The sequence below is a fragment of the Pelagibius sp. 7325 genome (assembly GCF_037652055.1).
In the GTDB taxonomy this organism is placed as follows: domain Bacteria; phylum Pseudomonadota; class Alphaproteobacteria; order Kiloniellales; family Kiloniellaceae; genus Pelagibius.
Map to the genome: position 1 here is coordinate 1 of NZ_JBBKAH010000013.1, position 14624 is coordinate 14624.

The 14624-nt window shown below is 66.3% G+C and carries 17 protein-coding genes and 1 pseudogene; 14 read left to right on the top strand and 4 right to left on the bottom strand.

The features are described 5' to 3' along the window. Positions 1 to 385: pseudogene (locus WDC82_RS22715) on the top strand (hypothetical protein); the annotation flags it as partial. A gap of 3 nt (positions 386 to 388) precedes the next feature. Here WDC82_RS22715 and WDC82_RS22720 read toward each other — a convergent pair. Next, on the bottom strand, positions 389 to 919 hold the full coding sequence (locus WDC82_RS22720; protein WP_340119706.1) for a GNAT family N-acetyltransferase: 531 nt from the start codon (positions 917 to 919) through the stop codon (positions 389 to 391). 84 nt (positions 920 to 1003) lie between these two features. On the opposite strand from WDC82_RS22720, the gene WDC82_RS22725 reads away from it, so the two are divergent. Continuing rightward, a complete protein-coding gene (locus WDC82_RS22725; RefSeq protein WP_340119707.1) occupies positions 1004 to 1246 on the top strand; it encodes an Lrp/AsnC ligand binding domain-containing protein in 243 nt (80 codons plus the stop codon). On the opposite strand, the gene WDC82_RS22730 is transcribed toward WDC82_RS22725, so the two are convergent. Beyond that, entirely contained in the window at positions 1243 to 1662 is a 420-nt protein-coding gene (locus WDC82_RS22730) for a hypothetical protein (protein WP_340119708.1), read from the bottom strand. The genes WDC82_RS22725 and WDC82_RS22730 overlap by 4 nt on opposite strands. A 123-nt stretch (positions 1663 to 1785) precedes the next feature. Here WDC82_RS22730 and WDC82_RS22735 point away from each other — a divergent pair, with 123 nt between their 5' ends. Further along, positions 1786 to 2958 (top strand): 3-phenylpropionate MFS transporter, encoded by a 1173-nt coding sequence (locus WDC82_RS22735; protein ID WP_340119709.1) that lies wholly within the window; start codon positions 1786 to 1788, stop codon positions 2956 to 2958. A 4-nt stretch (positions 2959 to 2962) separates the two neighbouring features. On the opposite strand, the gene upp is transcribed toward WDC82_RS22735, so the two are convergent. After that, positions 2963 to 3607: a uracil phosphoribosyltransferase gene (gene upp / locus WDC82_RS22740; RefSeq protein WP_340119710.1), complete on the bottom strand. Its 645-nt coding sequence runs from the start codon at positions 3605 to 3607 to the stop codon at positions 2963 to 2965. Positions 3608 to 3886: 279 nt separating this feature from the next. On the opposite strand from upp, the gene secF reads away from it, so the two are divergent. Beyond that, a complete protein-coding gene (secF, locus tag WDC82_RS22745; RefSeq protein ID WP_340119711.1) occupies positions 3887 to 4855 on the top strand; it encodes a protein translocase subunit SecF in 969 nt (322 codons plus the stop codon). After that, positions 4852 to 5832, top strand: a complete 981-nt coding sequence (locus tag WDC82_RS22750; RefSeq protein WP_340119712.1) for a calcium/sodium antiporter — start codon at positions 4852 to 4854, stop codon at positions 5830 to 5832. The genes secF and WDC82_RS22750 overlap by 4 nt, the downstream gene beginning before the upstream one ends. A gap of 57 nt (positions 5833 to 5889) precedes the next feature. Here WDC82_RS22750 and WDC82_RS22755 read toward each other — a convergent pair whose 3' ends face one another. Continuing rightward, on the bottom strand, positions 5890 to 6276 hold the full coding sequence (locus WDC82_RS22755) for a cytochrome c family protein (RefSeq protein ID WP_340119713.1): 387 nt from the start codon (positions 6274 to 6276) through the stop codon (positions 5890 to 5892). A gap of 354 nt (positions 6277 to 6630) precedes the next feature. On the opposite strand from WDC82_RS22755, the gene WDC82_RS22760 reads away from it, so the two are divergent. From WDC82_RS22760 to WDC82_RS22800, 9 genes are all read left to right on the top strand, one after another. Then, a complete protein-coding gene (locus WDC82_RS22760; protein ID WP_340119714.1) occupies positions 6631 to 7116 on the top strand; it encodes an SUF system Fe-S cluster assembly regulator in 486 nt (161 codons plus the stop codon). A 52-nt stretch (positions 7117 to 7168) separates the two neighbouring features. After that, positions 7169 to 8620 carry a Fe-S cluster assembly protein SufB gene (gene sufB / locus WDC82_RS22765; RefSeq protein WP_340119715.1) on the top strand — a complete coding sequence of 484 codons (1452 nt, stop codon included), beginning with the start codon at positions 7169 to 7171 and terminating at the stop codon, positions 8618 to 8620. A gap of 41 nt (positions 8621 to 8661) precedes the next feature. Further along, positions 8662 to 9414 carry a Fe-S cluster assembly ATPase SufC gene (sufC, locus tag WDC82_RS22770; RefSeq protein ID WP_340119716.1) on the top strand — a complete coding sequence of 251 codons (753 nt, stop codon included), beginning with the start codon at positions 8662 to 8664 and terminating at the stop codon, positions 9412 to 9414. Positions 9415 to 9425: 11 nt separating this feature from the next. After that, positions 9426 to 10757 (top strand): Fe-S cluster assembly protein SufD, encoded by a 1332-nt coding sequence (gene sufD / locus WDC82_RS22775; RefSeq protein WP_340119717.1) that lies wholly within the window; start codon positions 9426 to 9428, stop codon positions 10755 to 10757. Between the two features lies 1 nt (position 10758). Continuing rightward, positions 10759 to 12027: a cysteine desulfurase gene (locus tag WDC82_RS22780; protein ID WP_340119718.1), complete on the top strand. Its 1269-nt coding sequence runs from the start codon at positions 10759 to 10761 to the stop codon at positions 12025 to 12027. A 3-nt stretch (positions 12028 to 12030) separates the two neighbouring features. Beyond that, positions 12031 to 12501, top strand: coding sequence for a Fe-S cluster assembly sulfur transfer protein SufU (sufU, locus tag WDC82_RS22785; RefSeq protein ID WP_340119719.1), 471 nt, complete (start codon positions 12031 to 12033; stop codon positions 12499 to 12501). 13 nt (positions 12502 to 12514) lie between these two features. Beyond that, positions 12515 to 12931, top strand: a complete 417-nt coding sequence (locus tag WDC82_RS22790) for a DUF59 domain-containing protein (RefSeq protein ID WP_370661575.1) — start codon at positions 12515 to 12517, stop codon at positions 12929 to 12931. Between the two features lie 78 nt (positions 12932 to 13009). After that, on the top strand, positions 13010 to 13348 hold the full coding sequence (locus tag WDC82_RS22795) for an iron-sulfur cluster assembly accessory protein (protein ID WP_340119720.1): 339 nt from the start codon (positions 13010 to 13012) through the stop codon (positions 13346 to 13348). A 148-nt stretch (positions 13349 to 13496) separates the two neighbouring features. Beyond that, a complete protein-coding gene (locus WDC82_RS22800) occupies positions 13497 to 14582 on the top strand; it encodes a phosphatase PAP2 family protein (RefSeq protein ID WP_340119721.1) in 1086 nt (361 codons plus the stop codon). The last annotated feature ends 42 nt before the right edge of the window (positions 14583 to 14624 follow it).

The window sequence follows — 14624 nt, forward strand, 5'->3', positions numbered from 1 at the left end:
CCGTGAGGGCGCGCGCGACGGGGGCCGCGAGCGTGGCCGCGGCGGAAGCCGCGATGGCGAGAGCCGGCGGCGGGGCCGCGGCGGCGAACGCCGCAGCGCCAAGCCCGCCGAGGTGGCAGCGCCGATCGAGGCCGAAGCCGAGGCTGAAGCCGACGAGGAGTCGGTGGACGAGGTGATCGAGGCCCAGGAAGTCGTTCCCTTCGAGCGCCAGGCCGAGGAAGAGAAAAAGCCGGCGGCGGCCCGCGGCGACAGGCAGGAGCGGCGTCCCGCACGCCGCTCGCGATCACGCGGCAAGGACGATGACGATGATGAGCCGGGGCCCGGCGAGACCGCCTTCGGCGATCACGTTCCCGCCTTCATGCTGCGGTCCGCACAGGTCGCCTAAGCTCTAACGCCCGATCTTTCTGGCCATGCAGACGCGCGGGCCGTGGCTGTCGACGCCGCGCGCCCGCTCCCTTTCCCGCACGGATCGCAGCTGCGGACCTGCCTCCGCTTCATCCAACACGACGAACCCCAGGCGCTCGTAGTAGGGCCGGTTCCACGGGACGTCAGTGAAGGTGGTCAGGCGCAGGCTGGCGCAGCCTTGCGCCGCCGCCCAGGCCGCGACCGCGTCGATCATGTGCGTGGCCAGACGACGGCCGCCGTGTTCCGGTCGCACCGAGATCTCGGCCAGGAAGCCTTCGCCATCCAGAATGTCCGCGATGGCGAGCCCGGCGATCGCACCGCCCGCCTCTTCCACCACCCAAAGCCGCCCTCCGCCGATCGCCTCAAGGTATTCGGGCTCGCTGGTCGGCCGCCCCTGGGCGATGCGCTCCAGGCCGATGGCGGCAAAGCGCGCGGCGGCCGCGCGCTCGATCGCGCCCAGCGCCGGGGCCTCTTCCGGGCGGGCCAGGCGCACGCGGTAACCGCCCTCGCTCATGGTTGGGCCCTCGCCCCCGAGCGGCTATGATGGCTGGGACGGAATCGGCCTCCCCCGGCGGCGGGCGAAAGGGTACAGGGTGCCATGCAAACCATCTTCATCATGATCAAGTGCGACCTCGGCAAGGCCTACAAGGTGGCCGACGAACTGGTGCAGGACGTCGAGCAGGTTTCCGAGGTGCATTCCACCTCCGGCCAGTACGACCTGCTGGTGAAGTGCTACCTGGAGGATGGTGCCGACATCGGCCACTTCGTCAACGAGAAGATCCAAACCCTGGCCGGGATCAAGGACACCTTCACCCTCATCGCCTTCAAGGCTTTTGCTTAGATTCCGAGGATGGTGACGGGCTGCTTGCGCTCCTTCACCTCGCGCATCCACTGGGCGAGCTGGCGCAGCATGGTGCTGAAGGATTCGCGCCCGGCCTGCCAGTCCCGGATCGAGTTGAACTGCGTGTAGCCGAAGCTGCTTGTGTAGGGCCAGATGTCTTTCGGGCTCTCGGTCGCAGCGATGCGCTCGGCGGCTTCTTCCAGTTCGCGGATGAAGCGGTCGAGACGGGCGCCTGAAAGCGTGACCGGTCCAAAGAGATGGAAGCGGTCGACGATGTAGTGCAGCGCCTCGAAAGCGTCGCCGTCCATGTAGACGGACTTCTCCGACCAGTGACGGGCGTCGTAGTGCGGGCCGGGAAAGAACTCCGCCAGGTAGCCGTGGATCCCCGGCTTGTAAGGGATGAGGTCGAGCTGCATGGCCCATCTTGGCGCAGCCTCCACGCACCCCGCAACGCCGACGGTTTCGGCTTGCGCAAAACCGGGGCGGGCGATAGCTGCTGAGGTGCCCATAGACCGGTACCCATTTTCATGACTCCGCCAATGTCTCCTGGGGCGATCAGCCTCCGCTACGCCCTCTTCTATGCCACGCTCTTCCTGGCGATCGGGGCCCACCTGCCGTTCTGGCCGCTGTGGCTGGAGGGGCGCGGCCTCAGCGCCGCCGAGATCGGCCTGCTGCTGGCGCTCGGCTCCTGGATCAAGCTGGTCGCCAACCCGGGCCTCGCCCATCTCTCCGACCGCGCCGGCTGGAACAAGGGCAGCGTGGTGCTGCTGACGGCGGTCAGTGTCGCCGTCTTCATCGCCTTCATTCCCGCCCGGGGCTTCGCCTGGATCCTGGCGCTGCACCTGCTGGCGGCGGCCAGCTTCCCGCTGCTGGTGCCGCTGGCCGAGAGCCAGACCCTGGCCGCCGTCTACCGCCATTCCCTCGACTACGGACGTATCCGCCTGTGGGGCAGCCTTGCCTTCATCGCCGGCAGCCTCGCCACCGGCGGGCTGATCGCGGCCTACGATGCCGAGTGGGTGCTGTGGCTGGTGCTGGGGCCGCTGGCGCTGACCTTCTTCGTCGCCGTCGCCCTGCCCGGCCGTGCCGTCACCGGCACGCCGGGCGATGCGGCGGAGGATGTCTCCCTGCGCCGGGTACTCCGGCTCTTCACTGAGCGCGGCACCGTGACCCTGCTGTGCGCCTCGGCGCTGATCCAGGCCAGCCACGCCGCCTACTACGGCTTCTCCAGCCTCGCCTGGCGTGCCGCCGGCATCGGCGAGACCACCATCGCGGTGCTGTGGACCGAGGGCGTGGTGGCCGAGATCCTGTTCTTTGCCTTCAGCCGCCGCCTGGCCGACCGCCTGGCGCCGGGCACCTTGATGATGGCGGCCGGCCTGCTGGGATGCCTGCGCTGGACGGTGACCGGCCTCTCCAGCGATATCGCCGCCCTGGCGGCGGTGCAGATCCTGCATGCCGCGACCTTCGCGGCGACCCACCTGGCGGCGATGCACTACATCACCCGCACGACGCCGCCGCGCCTCGCCGCTTCGATGCAGAGTCTCTATTCGGCGCTTTCGGGCGGCCTGGTCATGGGCGGCACCATGCTGCTGGCCGGCAGCCTTTACGAGAGCGGCCCCGGCCTGCCCTTCCTCGCGATGGCGGGGCTCAGCCTCGCCGCCGCCGTGCTGGCCTGCGTCGCCGGCCTGCTGCCCCGGCCGCGGCCGGCGCTCTAGAAGTCTACTTGGTGCCGAAGATGCGGTCGCCGGCGTCGCCCAGGCCGGGCACGATGTAGCCCTTGTCGTTCAGCTTCTCGTCGACCGCCGCGGTGAAAATCGGCACGTCGGGATGCGCGGCGCGCAGTTCCCTGATGCCCTCCGGCGCGGCCACCAGGCAGACGAAGCTGATGTCCTTGGCGCCGTCCTTCTTCAGCAGGTTCAGGGCCGCGACGGCGGTGTGGCCGGTCGCCAGCATGGGATCGACCACGATGGTAAGACGCCGGCCCATGTCCTTGGGAACCTTGTAGTAGTACTCGACGGCTTCCAGCGTCTTGGGATCGCGGTAGAGGCCGACGTGGCCGACCGAGGCCGAGGGGATCAGGTCCAGCATGCCGTCCAGCAGGCCGTTGCCGGCGCGCAGAATGGTGATCAGGCAGGGTTCCGGGCGGGCCAGCAGCGGCGCCGAGGTGGTCGCCACCGGGGTTTCCACCTCGACCTGCTTCAGCGCCAGGTTCCGCGTCACCTCATAGCCGAGCAGCAGGCTGATTTCCCTCAGCAGGCGCCGGAACTCCGGCAGCGCGGTGTCCTTGTCGCGCATGATCGTCAGCTTGTGCTGCACCAGGGGGTGGTCGACGACGGTTACCTCTGGGATCGCGTCTGGCTGCATGTCCCTGCCTTTTCCTTGGAGTCTGCTTCTTGGTTCGTGAGGCGCGCGTGGGCGCGTCCGGAGTGTTAAAAGACCCGGGAGAGTCTGTCGAGCCTCTTGCGGGACGCGCGTCCTGCCCGGTCCCATAAAGGTTTCGATGCGAGGGCCTTCACAAAGCCGGGATGTCTTCCTACCTACCAGCGGATCTTGTTCAGGCCCCGTGGCCTGGTGCGGCGGCGGATTTCGCGCGCCGCCTCGCCGCCGCGGCTTTCAAGGCTGTCTCTTCAAGGTATTAAGGGCATGCGCCTACTGCGGCTTGTCCCCGACGATACCCGCCTCGGCTTCATGCAATGGCGCCGGGCGGCATTCACCTTCACGCTTCTCCTTACCCTGGTTTCGCTGGCCGCGCTCTGGGCCTTCGGGCTCAATCTCGGGGTCGACTATGCCGGCGGCCTGCTGGTCGAGGCCCGCGCCCAGGCGCCCTTCGATCTGGCCACCCTGCGCGGCCAGCTGGACGCCCTCGACCTCGGCGACGTCACTCTGCAGGCCTTCGGCGGCGGCCAGGACCTGCTGATCCGCCTTCAGGAACAGCCCGGCGGCGCGGTGGGCCAGGAACACGCCATCGCCTCGGTAAAAGCGCTGCTGACGCCCGGCTTCGAGATCCGCCGCACCGAGGCCATCGGCCCGCAGGTCAGCCGCGAGCTGCTGCAGGACGGTCTGCTCGCCGCCCTGCTGGCGGTGCTGCTGATCGGCGTCTACGTGTGGTTCCGCTTCGAGTGGCAATTCGGCCTCGCCGCGGTGCTGACCACCTTCCACGACGTCATCGCCACCTTCGGACTCTTCGCCGTGTTCCAGCTGGAGTTCAATCTCACCATCCTGGCGGCGCTGCTGACCATCGCCGGCTATTCGATCAACGACACCGTCGTGGTGTTCGACCGCATCCGCGAGAACCTGCGCGGCTACAAGACCATGCCGATGGAGCGGCTGATCGATCTCAGCGTGAACCAGACCCTGCGGCGTACGTTGCTGACCAGCGGCACCACGCTGCTGGCCGTGCTGGCGCTGCTGGTCTTCGGCGGTCCCGTGCTGCGCAACTTTTCGCTGGCGCTGCTCTGGGGCCTCGTCGTCGGCACCTACTCCAGCATCTTCGTCGCCTCGGCGCTGTTGCTGCACCTGCCCTCGCTGCGCCGCGAGGAACGCCAGCAGGCCCAGGCACCGGCGCAGACCGAATCACCGCTGACAAGCGGCCAGGACATCCAGATTCCATGACCTACCTGCAACTCGTCGCCGGGCTAGCCTTGCTGCTGGTCTGTGGCGACCTCTTCGTGCGCGGCGCCGTCGGCGTTGCCGAGCGCCTCAAGATCTCGCCGCTGGTGATCGGCCTCACGCTGGTCGGTTTCGGCACCTCCCTGCCCGAGCTCGTCGCCAGCCTGGAAGCCGCGCGCCTGGGCTCGCCGGGCATCGCGGTCGGCAACGTCGTCGGCTCCAACATCGCCAACATCCTGCTGATTCTCGGCATTGCGGCGCTGATCACGCCCATCGCCGTCGCCCCCGGCACGTTCCGTCTCAACGGGCCGGTCCTGGTCGGCGCCAGCCTGCTGTCGGTCCTGCTGTTTTCGTTGGGCGAGATCGGACGCTGGGCCGGCTTCGTGTTCGTCGTGCTGCTGCTGGGCTATACCCTGACGGCCTACTGGAGCGAGCGGCGCGGCCTCAAGGACGAGGCGATCAGCCGTCTCGCGGAAGAGGTCGAGGCGCTGCCGCCGCGCCATGGGTCCTGGGCGCTCTACCTGGGCCTCACCGTCGGTGGTCTGCTGGGCATCGTCGTCGGCGCCAACCTGCTGATCGACGGTGCCGTGAGCCTGGCGCGCAGCCTCGGCATTTCGGAAACCATCATCGGCCTGACCATCGTCGCGGTCGGCACTTCGCTGCCCGAGCTCGCGACCTCGGTCATCGCGGCCTTCAAGCGTCACGGCGACGTCGCCCTGGGCAACGTCGTCGGCAGCAACATCTTCAACCTGCTGGGCATCCTCGGCGTCACCGCGCTGTACCGCCCGATCGCGGTGCCGGATGAGATCCTCGACTTCGACTGCTGGGTGATGCTGGCCGCGACCGCCCTGGTGATCGTCTTCGCGCTGACGCGGGCGAAGATCGAACGCTGGGAGGGTGCCGCCCTGCTGGGCGGCTACGGGGCCTATCTGGCCGTCCTGTTGCTGGCGCCGCTGCGCGGCTTCCTGGGGCTGCCGTAAGACAAAAAAGAAGCCGGGCAAAACCCGGCTTCTCTTCTTTCGCACTCTGAAAGCGCGTTATTCGCTGAACTGCTTCAGGTAAGCGATCACATCGTCGCGGTCGTCTTCCTTGTTGAGGCCGACGAAGGCCATCTTGGTGCCCGGCACCAGGTCCTTCGGCTTCTCCAGGTAGGTATGCAGGGTCTCGTCGTTCCAGGTGTGGTTGGCGCCGAATTCTTCCATCGCCTTGGAATACCTGAAGCCTTCCACGGAGCCGGGCTTGCGCCCGAGGATGTTGTGCAGATTGGGGCCGACCTTGTTCTTGCCCGCTTCCACCGTGTGGCAGGCTTTGCACTTGTTGAACACCTTCTCGCCCTTGGCGGCGTCGCCGTCGGCGAGCGCCGGCCCGGCCAGCGCCACGGCAGCGGTGAAGGTGATGATCGAAAGGGCGCTCTTGACCCGCATATCTACTCTCCGGTTCTGTTGATCTGCTTCTGGGGCGGTCTTGGTTCTAGGGCGGTCCTGGGGCTGCGACTCTCGTCGGCGCCGGTCCCTCCAGTCACGATATGCCAGACGGCCGGTCGCTTAGAAATTAGGGGAGCCAAAGCCGCAAAGGCAAGCCCTCCAGCCTCGGCAATTGGTACTGGCGACGTTAGGCCGCGGATAGTCTGGATTGTCTTATCTTTGGAGGAATAAACCATCGCGCGCAATCCGCCGATTTTGCCCCTATCCCCGCGTCGGTTCAGGAAACCACTTGATTCTCCGCCGATATCCTATATTTAAATCCATACTAGATTAGTAAGGATTGAGGCAATTCGCATGTTCCGCTTGAACCGGCTGACCGACTACGCCGTGGTCGTGATGTCCCAGATGGCGATGCGCGGCGGGGAGACCCGCTCGGCCCAGCAGATCTCCGAGGACACCGGAGTCCCCCTGCCCACCGTGGCCAAGCTGTTGAACCTGCTGGGGCGTGCCAAGCTGGTCACTTCGCAGCGCGGGGCCACCGGCGGCTATACGCTGAGCGCCGAGCCGGAGGCGATCACGGTGGCCCAGATCATCCAGGCCATGGAAGGGCCGATCGCGCTGACCGCCTGCGTCGACGGTGCGGTGGATTCCTGCGATGCCGAAGCCTTCTGCCCGATGCGCGGCAACTGGAACAAGGTCAATGGCGCGATCCGCGCGGCGCTGACGTCGGTCAGCCTGGCCGAGATGATGGCGTTTCCCCCGGCCTTCGAAGTCGCGCCGGGCGTAACGGACGCCGTGAGAGATAAGGCCGGGCCTCGCAGCCCGGCACCCAAACAGTAATAAGTCGATAGAACACCGTTTAAGCATCCGACGCTTGCAGGAGAGTGAGTGAATGGCAGCCACAGTCGAGACTGTCGAACAGGTCCGGGCCCTTGATAAGTACAAGTATGGCTTCATCACCGACATCGAGTCGGAGACCGCGCCCAAGGGCCTGAGCGAAGACACTGTTCGGTTTATTTCTGCCAAGAAGGGCGAGCCGGAATGGCTGCTGGAATGGCGCCTGAAGGCCTTCCGCCACTGGCTGACTATGCCGGAGCCAAAGTGGGCCAAGGTGCAGTTCCCGCCGATCGACTATCAGGATTCCTACTACTACTCGGCACCGAAGTCGCCCGACGACGGCCCCAAGAGCCTGGACGAGGTCGACCCCAAGCTGCTGGAGACCTACGCCAAGCTGGGCATTCCCCTGAATGAGCAGAAGATGCTGGCCGGTGTCGCGGTCGACGCCGTGTTCGACAGCGTCTCGGTGGCGACCACCTTCAAGAAGAACCTGGAAGACGTCGGCGTCATCTTCTGCCCGATCTCCGAGGCGGTGAAGAACCATCCGGAGCTGGTGAAGAAGTATCTCGGCTCGGTGGTGCCTTACGGTGACAACAAGCACGCCTGCCTGAACTCGGCGGTCTTCACCGACGGTTCCTTCGTCTACATCCCCAAGGGGGTGCGCTGCCCCATGGAGCTGAGCACCTATTTCCGCATCAATGCGCAGAACACCGGCCAGTTCGAGCGCACCCTGATCATCGCGGATGAAGGCTCCTACGTGTCCTATCTGGAGGGCTGCACCGCGCCGATGCGCGACGAAAACCAGCTCCACGCCGCGGTGGTCGAACTGATCACCCTGGACGACGCCGAAATCAAATATTCCACCGTGCAGAACTGGTATCCCGGCGACGAGAACGGCAAGGGCGGCATCTACAACTTCGTCACCAAGCGCGGCGCCTGCCGCGGCCGCAATTCCAAGATATCCTGGACGCAGGTCGAGACCGGCTCGGCGATCACCTGGAAGTACCCGAGCTGCATCCTGCAGGGCGACAACTCGGTGGGCGAGTTCTACTCCATCGCGATCACCAACAACTTCCAGCAGGCGGACACCGGCACCAAGATGATCCACCTGGGCAAGAACACCCGCTCGCGCATCATCGCCAAGGGCATCTCGGCCGGGAAGTCGGACTCGACCTACCGCGGCCTGGTGCGTATCGGCGCCAAGGCGGAGGGCGCGCGCAACTTCACGCAGTGCGATTCCCTGCTGATCGGCGACAAGTGCGGCGCCCACACGGTGCCTTACATCGAGAACAAGAACCGCAAGGCGATCGTCGAGCACGAGGCCACCACCTCGCGCATCAGCGAGGACCAGCTGTTCTACTGCCGCCAGCGCGGCATGTCGCAGGAGGACGCCGTCGCCCTGGTGGTGAACGGCTTCTGCCGCGAGGTCATGCAGCAGCTGCCCATGGAGTTCGCCGTCGAGGCCCAGAAGCTGGTCGGCATCTCCCTGGAAGGCAGCGTCGGCTAAACAAGAAACGAAAAGCGTATTTGAGGGATCACGGCCACACCATGCTTGAGATCAAGAACCTGCACGCCACCGTCGACGGCAAGGAGATCCTGAAGGGGATCAACCTGTCGGTGAAGGCGGGCGAAGTCCACGCCATCATGGGGCCGAACGGCTCGGGCAAGTCCACCCTCTCCTACGTGCTGAGCGGGCGCGAAGGCTACGAGGTCACCGAGGGCGATGTCCTGTTCAAGGGCAAGAACCTGCTGGAGATGGAGCCCGACGAGCGCGCCGGCGAAGGCGTCTTCCTGGCCTTCCAGTATCCGGTCGAAATTCCCGGCGTGCCCAACACCACCTTCCTGAAGGAGGCGCTGAATTCGGTGCGCCGCTACCGCGGCGAAGGCGAGCTGGACGCCATGCAGTTCGTGAAGCTGGTGCGCAGCAAGACCAAGATGCTGCACATGAGCGACGACATGCTGAAGCGGGCGGTGAACGTCGGCTTTTCCGGCGGCGAGAAGAAGCGCAACGAGGCGCTGCAGATGGCGGTGCTGGAACCGAGCCTCGCCATCCTCGACGAGACGGACTCCGGCCTCGACATCGACGCGCTGAAGACGGTCGCCGACTCGGTGAACCTGCTGCGCAGTCCCGACAACGCTCTGCTGGTGATCACCCACTACCAGCGCCTGCTGGACTACATCGTACCGGACCATGTGCACGTGCTGGCCGGCGGACGCATTCAAAAGAGCGGCGGCAAGGAGCTGGCGCTGGAGCTGGAGAAGTCCGGCTATGCCGAGTTCGCTCCCGGTGCGGCGGCGTGACGAGAGCCGAGATGAGCGAGCCCCCCTTTACCGAACACTACAGTGCCCTGCGCGATGCCCTGCCCGGCCAGAACCTGGCCTGGCTGAGCCGCCGGCGCGAGTCCGCCCTGGCCGATTTCTCCAGGCAGGGCTTGCCGACGCCGCGCCAGGAGTCCTGGAAGTACACCAGCCTGAGACCGCTGGAGAAAGTCGGCTTCGGCGTCGACGGCGCCCCGCGCGCCTGCGTCTCCATCGACCGCGCGCCGAGCCTGCTGCCGGCCGCCTCCGAGCACCATCGCCTCGTCTTCGTCGACGGCCACTACCGCGCCGACCTGTCGAGCGCCGGCACGTTGCCGGACGGCGCCCAGTTCACGACGCTGCGTGAAGTGATGGCGAAGGATCCGGACTGGCTGGAGCGGCACCTCGGCACGCTGTCAGGCGAGCCCGCAAGCAGGGAGAGCCAGCCGCTGCTGGCGCTCAACACCGCGATGATGATGAACGGCTTCGTGCTGCGGCTCGGCGAAGGCGTGGTGCTGCACGACCCCATCGAGGTGGTTCACCTGGGCGGTGCCGGCGACCGGCCGCTGGCCTACCACCCGCGCAACCTTATCGTCATGGCGCCGCGCAGCCAGGCGACGCTGATCGAGCACTACACGCACATGGGTGAACAGCCCTACTACACCAACAGCGGCACCGAGGTCAGCCTCGCCGAGGGCGCGGTGCTGCATCACTATAAGCTGCAGGCCGACGCGCTGAACGCCTTCCACACCGCGACGGTGCACGCGGAAGTGGCCGCCGACGCGCTCTACGACGCCTTCGGCATGACCACCGGCGCGCAGCTGTCGCGCAACGAGATCGCGGTGCGCCTGGCCGGCGAAGGCGCCAACTGCCACCTGAACGGAGCCTACCTGGTGCGCGGCAAGCAGCACTGCGACAACACCACCCGGATCGACCACCTGGTGCCCAACACCGCCTGCAGCGAGGTCTTCAAGGGCGTCATCGACGACGAGGCCCGCGCCGTCTTCCAGGGCAAGATCACCGTCCACCGCGACGCCCAGCACACCAACGGCCACCAGCTTTCAAAGGTGCTGCTGCTGTCCGACCGGGCCGAGATCGACGCCAAGCCGGAGCTGGAGATCTACGCCGACGACGTCGTCTGCAGCCACGGCGCCACGGCCGGCGACCTGGACCACGACGCGCTGTTCTACCTGCGCAGCCGCGGCATCCCGGAGATGGCCGCCCGCTCCATGCTGATCGAGGCCTTCCTGGCCGAGAGCGTCCACAACATCGCGGCCCAGGGCATCTGCCCGGCCCTCATGTCGTCGATCGGTCACTGGCTGGCCGGCCGCCGGGAAGGGCTCTGAGATGGCGACCGCCGAAAGCCTCCGCACCGCCTTGGTGGGCGACAACTCGGTCCGTGCCTTCGACGTCGAGCGCGTACGTGCCGACTTCCCCGTGCTGCGCCAGAGCGTACATGGCAAGCCCCTGGTGTACCTCGACAGCGGCGCCTCGGCTCAGAAGCCTACGGCGGTGCTGGAGGCCATGGACGAGGTCTACCGGTCCTGCTACGCAAACGTGCATCGCGGCGCGTACTATTTCAGCCAGCATCTGACCGACCGCTACGAAGGCGTACGCGCCAAGGTCGCGCGCTTTCTGAATGCCGCCTCCGACCAGGAGATCGTATTCACCCGCAATGTCACCGAGGCGATCAACCTGGTGGCGCACAGTTTCGGCGACAAGCTGGCCGCCGGCGACGAGGTGATCATCTCCGAGATGGAGCACCACGCCAACATCGTGCCCTGGCAGCTGCTGCGCGACCGCCGGGGAATCACCCTGAAAGTGGTGCCGGTCGCCGAAGACGGCAGCTTCCGCCTCGATGCATACGAAAGCATGCTGGGGCCGAAGACCAGGCTGGTCGCCCTCACCCACGTTTCCAACGTGCTGGGGACGGTCACGCCGATGAAGGAGATCATCCGCCTCGCCCACAAGGCGGGCGTGCCGGTGCTGGTGGACGGCGCCCAGGCGGTGGTCCACGGCAAGGTCGACGTGCGCGACCTCGACGCCGACTTCTACGCCTTCACCGGCCACAAGCTCTATGGCCCGACCGCCATCGGCGTGCTGTACGGCAAGGCGGAGCTCCTGAAGGCGATGCCGCCTTTCCTGGGGGGCGGCGACATGATCCGCACGGTGAGCTTCGCCGAGACCACCTATGCCGACCCGCCGCACCGCTTCGAGGCCGGCACACCGCCCATTGTCGAGGCGATCGGCCTGGGCGCCGCCATCGACTACGTGAACGCCATCGGCCAGGACGCCATCGCCGCCCACGAGGCCGGGCTGCTGGCCCATGCGACCGAGCGCCTGAGCCAGGTCAAAGGCCTCACCATCATCGGGACGGCGAAGGAGAAGGCCGCGATCATCTCCTTCGTGCTGGACGGCATCCACCCGCACGATATCGGCACCATCGTCGACCGCGAGGGCGTCGCCATCCGTGTTGGCCACCACTGCGCCCAGCCGCTGATGGAGCGCTTCGGGGTGCCGGCGACGGCGCGCGCCTCCATGGGACTCTACAACACCCCCGGGGAGATCGACGTGCTGGCCAAGGCACTGGAAAAGGTGAAGGACATTTTTGGCTGAGCCATGGATGACCTGCTGCGCGACCTCTACCAGGAAGTGATCCTGGACCACGGCAAGCACCCGCGGAACCACCGCCACCCGCCGGGCGCCAACCACCAGGCGCGCGGCTACAACCCGCTGTGCGGCGACCAGGTGACCATCTACCTGGAGACCGATGCCGGGGGCCGCATCGCCGATGTCGCCTTCGAGGGCAAGGGCTGCGCCATCTCCATCGCCTCGGCTTCGATGATGACCGAGGTGCTGCGCGGCAAGACCGAAGCCGAGGCGCGCCGCTTGTTCGAGGTCTTCCACCGCCTCTGCACCGAGGACGGCTTCGACCTGGAGCAGGTGGAGATCGCCGACCGGGAGGCGCTGGAGCGCCTGCAGGTGCTGTCCGGCGTGCGCGCGTTTCCGGTGCGCGTAAAGTGCGCCACCCTCGCCTGGCACGCCATGACGGCGGCGCTGGACGGCGAAGCGGCGACAACGACCGAGTAGGGACACGAGGGACATGAACGACCAACCGCCCCGCCAGCACCCCCTGGGCATGGACACTTTCGGCTTCGGCGCCGCGCCGGAGGGCCTGACCGCGCGCGCCGGGGCGCCGCTGCAGCCCGGCATGCCGGCGGCCGGGCGCGAGGCGATCGAAGACGCCATCCGTCAGGTGCACGATCCGGAGATCCCGGTGAACATCTATGACCTCGGCCTCATCTACGGCCTCGACATCCACCCCGATGGCTCGGTCGCCATCGAGATGACCCTGACCGCCCCCGCCTGCCCGGTGGCCGGCGAGATGCCGCAGCAGGTCGCCGAGGCGGTCGCGGGGGCCGAGGGCGTCGGCGAGGTCCAGGTGACGCTGACCTGGGATCCGCCCTGGACGCCGGAGCGGATGTCCGAGGACGCCAAGCTCGCACTTGGAATGTTCTAGGAATATCAACAACCTAGGAGGCCCCTTTCGCCACCGGAAGGGAATCCTTATATTTGTTGGGTAGGAAGTAGGATCACCATGGCTATTGCGAACCTGATCACTCTCACCGACGCGGCGGCAAACCGCGTGAAGGAGCTCATCTCCAGGAGCGAGGAGCCCGTGCTCGGCCTGCGCGTCGGCGTCAGCACCAAGGGCTGCTCGGGCATGAGCTACGTGGTCGAGTACGCCAAGGAACAGCGCAAGCTGGAAGACGTCGTCGAGGACAAGGGCGTGAAGATCTTCATCGATCCCACCGCCGTCATGTTCCTGCTCGGCAGCGAGATGGACTACGTCGACGACAAGTTCCAGAGCGGCTTCGTGTTCACCAATCCCAACGAAAAGGGCCGCTGCGGCTGCGGCGAGTCTTTCCACGTCTGAGCGGCCCCGTCCGGCTGATCCCGTCCGGCCGGCCCTCGATTGCTGCCATTTTCGCTTTATTTGCGACGACTGCCCGACCGCGCCTGTTAATAACCGGCTAAAACCTTCCGCGTAAGTATGCCGCTCCAGGCAGTGCGGGAGATCGGGAATGAGCAGTACGCTGGGCACGGACAGCCTGAGGCCCCTTGCGCGCGCTAGGTCGTCCAACCTGCCCTCGCCCCAGCGGGCCCTGCAGTGGCTGCTGGCGCTTCCAGAAGGAATCGGCGCCGCCATTCTCGTGGTGACCGCCTTCTCCCTCACCGTGCTCTCCATCGCCTTCGTCTACGAGGCGCCGCTGACGATACCGCGTGAGCGCGTCAGCGTGGCGCTCGGCTACAGCGCGGTATTTCCGGTCATCGGCGCGATGGCCATCTACATCCTGTTCCGCGCGGCCAGGGTCGTGCTGCGCCGGACCCGCCCCGGCGATCCGCCGCTGGCGCAGATGATCGCCGTCGACATCACCTTCATGTGCCTTTTTCTGGCGGCCACCTATTTTCATTTCAGCCTGAAAACCTGGGTCCAGATCATCAATCCGGCCCTCTACGACGATCACTACATACGGCTGGATCGCAGCCTGCAGCCGGTGATCGATCTCTTCTATTGGATACGCGCGACCTATTTCACCGCGGTGGTGAATACCGACGACTGGTACCAGGCGGCGTTCCTTCTGATGTTCATCAGCGGTTTCTGCACCTTCGCGGTCACGCGCAATGCGGTCTATCCGCGGTTCTGCCTCGGGGTGCTGCTGACGATGAGCCTGGGTGCCCTGTCTTACATGGTCGCGCCGGCCCTCGGGCCTTTCCTCTTCGAGGAGGGCCTGAACGAAAAGGCCACCAATGCGCAGGCCGGCATGCTGTGGGCCCATCAACAGGTGAAGCAGCGGGGCATGGAATGGATCGCCGAAGCCGGCCACAGCTACTTCACCGGTGCCCTGGCGGCTATGCCATCGCTGCACATCGCCCACGCCGTCGTGATGACCTGGTTCGTCGTCCAGGCGCGCTCGATGCTGCTGTCGCTGTTCCTGCCGATCGGCTTCTGGGTCATCATCGAATCCGTCGCGTCGCGCTGGCACTACCTCATCGACCTGCCGATCGGCGCCCTGCTCGCGGTGTTCATCATCTGGCTGACCCATCGCCTGGTGCCGTTGCCGCGCCACCGGAAAGTCGGATCGAAACGCCACCAAGCTTGGATTTAATCGAAACTTAGCGCTTTCGTCGGAGGCTAGCGCCCGGCTTTC

Bases quoted from the DNA above. Each gene is read 5' to 3' on its own strand.
- WDC82_RS22755 (WP_340119713.1), bottom strand. From the start codon at position 6,276: ATGCGGGTCAAGAGCGCCCTTTCGATCATCACCTTCACCGCTGCCGTG.
- WDC82_RS22760 (WP_340119714.1), top strand. From the start codon at position 6,631: ATGTTCCGCTTGAACCGGCTGACCGACTACGCCGTGGTCGTGATGTCC.
- WDC82_RS22730 (WP_340119708.1), bottom strand. From the start codon at position 1,662: ATGCAGCTCGACCTCATCCCTTACAAGCCGGGGATCCACGGCTACCTG.
- secF (WP_340119711.1), top strand. From the start codon at position 3,887: ATGCGCCTACTGCGGCTTGTCCCCGACGATACCCGCCTCGGCTTCATG.
- WDC82_RS22790 (WP_370661575.1), top strand. From the start codon at position 12,515: ATGAACGACCAACCGCCCCGCCAGCACCCCCTGGGCATGGACACTTTC.
- WDC82_RS22725 (WP_340119707.1), top strand. From the start codon at position 1,004: ATGCAAACCATCTTCATCATGATCAAGTGCGACCTCGGCAAGGCCTAC.
- upp (WP_340119710.1), bottom strand. From the start codon at position 3,607: ATGCAGCCAGACGCGATCCCAGAGGTAACCGTCGTCGACCACCCCCTG.
- sufD (WP_340119717.1), top strand. From the start codon at position 9,426: ATGAGCGAGCCCCCCTTTACCGAACACTACAGTGCCCTGCGCGATGCC.
- WDC82_RS22750 (WP_340119712.1), top strand. From the start codon at position 4,852: ATGACCTACCTGCAACTCGTCGCCGGGCTAGCCTTGCTGCTGGTCTGT.
- WDC82_RS22780 (WP_340119718.1), top strand. From the start codon at position 10,759: ATGGCGACCGCCGAAAGCCTCCGCACCGCCTTGGTGGGCGACAACTCG.
- sufU (WP_340119719.1), top strand. From the start codon at position 12,031: ATGGATGACCTGCTGCGCGACCTCTACCAGGAAGTGATCCTGGACCAC.
- WDC82_RS22735 (WP_340119709.1), top strand. From the start codon at position 1,786: ATGTCTCCTGGGGCGATCAGCCTCCGCTACGCCCTCTTCTATGCCACG.
- WDC82_RS22795 (WP_340119720.1), top strand. From the start codon at position 13,010: ATGGCTATTGCGAACCTGATCACTCTCACCGACGCGGCGGCAAACCGC.
- WDC82_RS22800 (WP_340119721.1), top strand. From the start codon at position 13,497: ATGAGCAGTACGCTGGGCACGGACAGCCTGAGGCCCCTTGCGCGCGCT.
- sufB (WP_340119715.1), top strand. From the start codon at position 7,169: ATGGCAGCCACAGTCGAGACTGTCGAACAGGTCCGGGCCCTTGATAAG.
- sufC (WP_340119716.1), top strand. From the start codon at position 8,662: ATGCTTGAGATCAAGAACCTGCACGCCACCGTCGACGGCAAGGAGATC.
- WDC82_RS22720 (WP_340119706.1), bottom strand. From the start codon at position 919: ATGAGCGAGGGCGGTTACCGCGTGCGCCTGGCCCGCCCGGAAGAGGCC.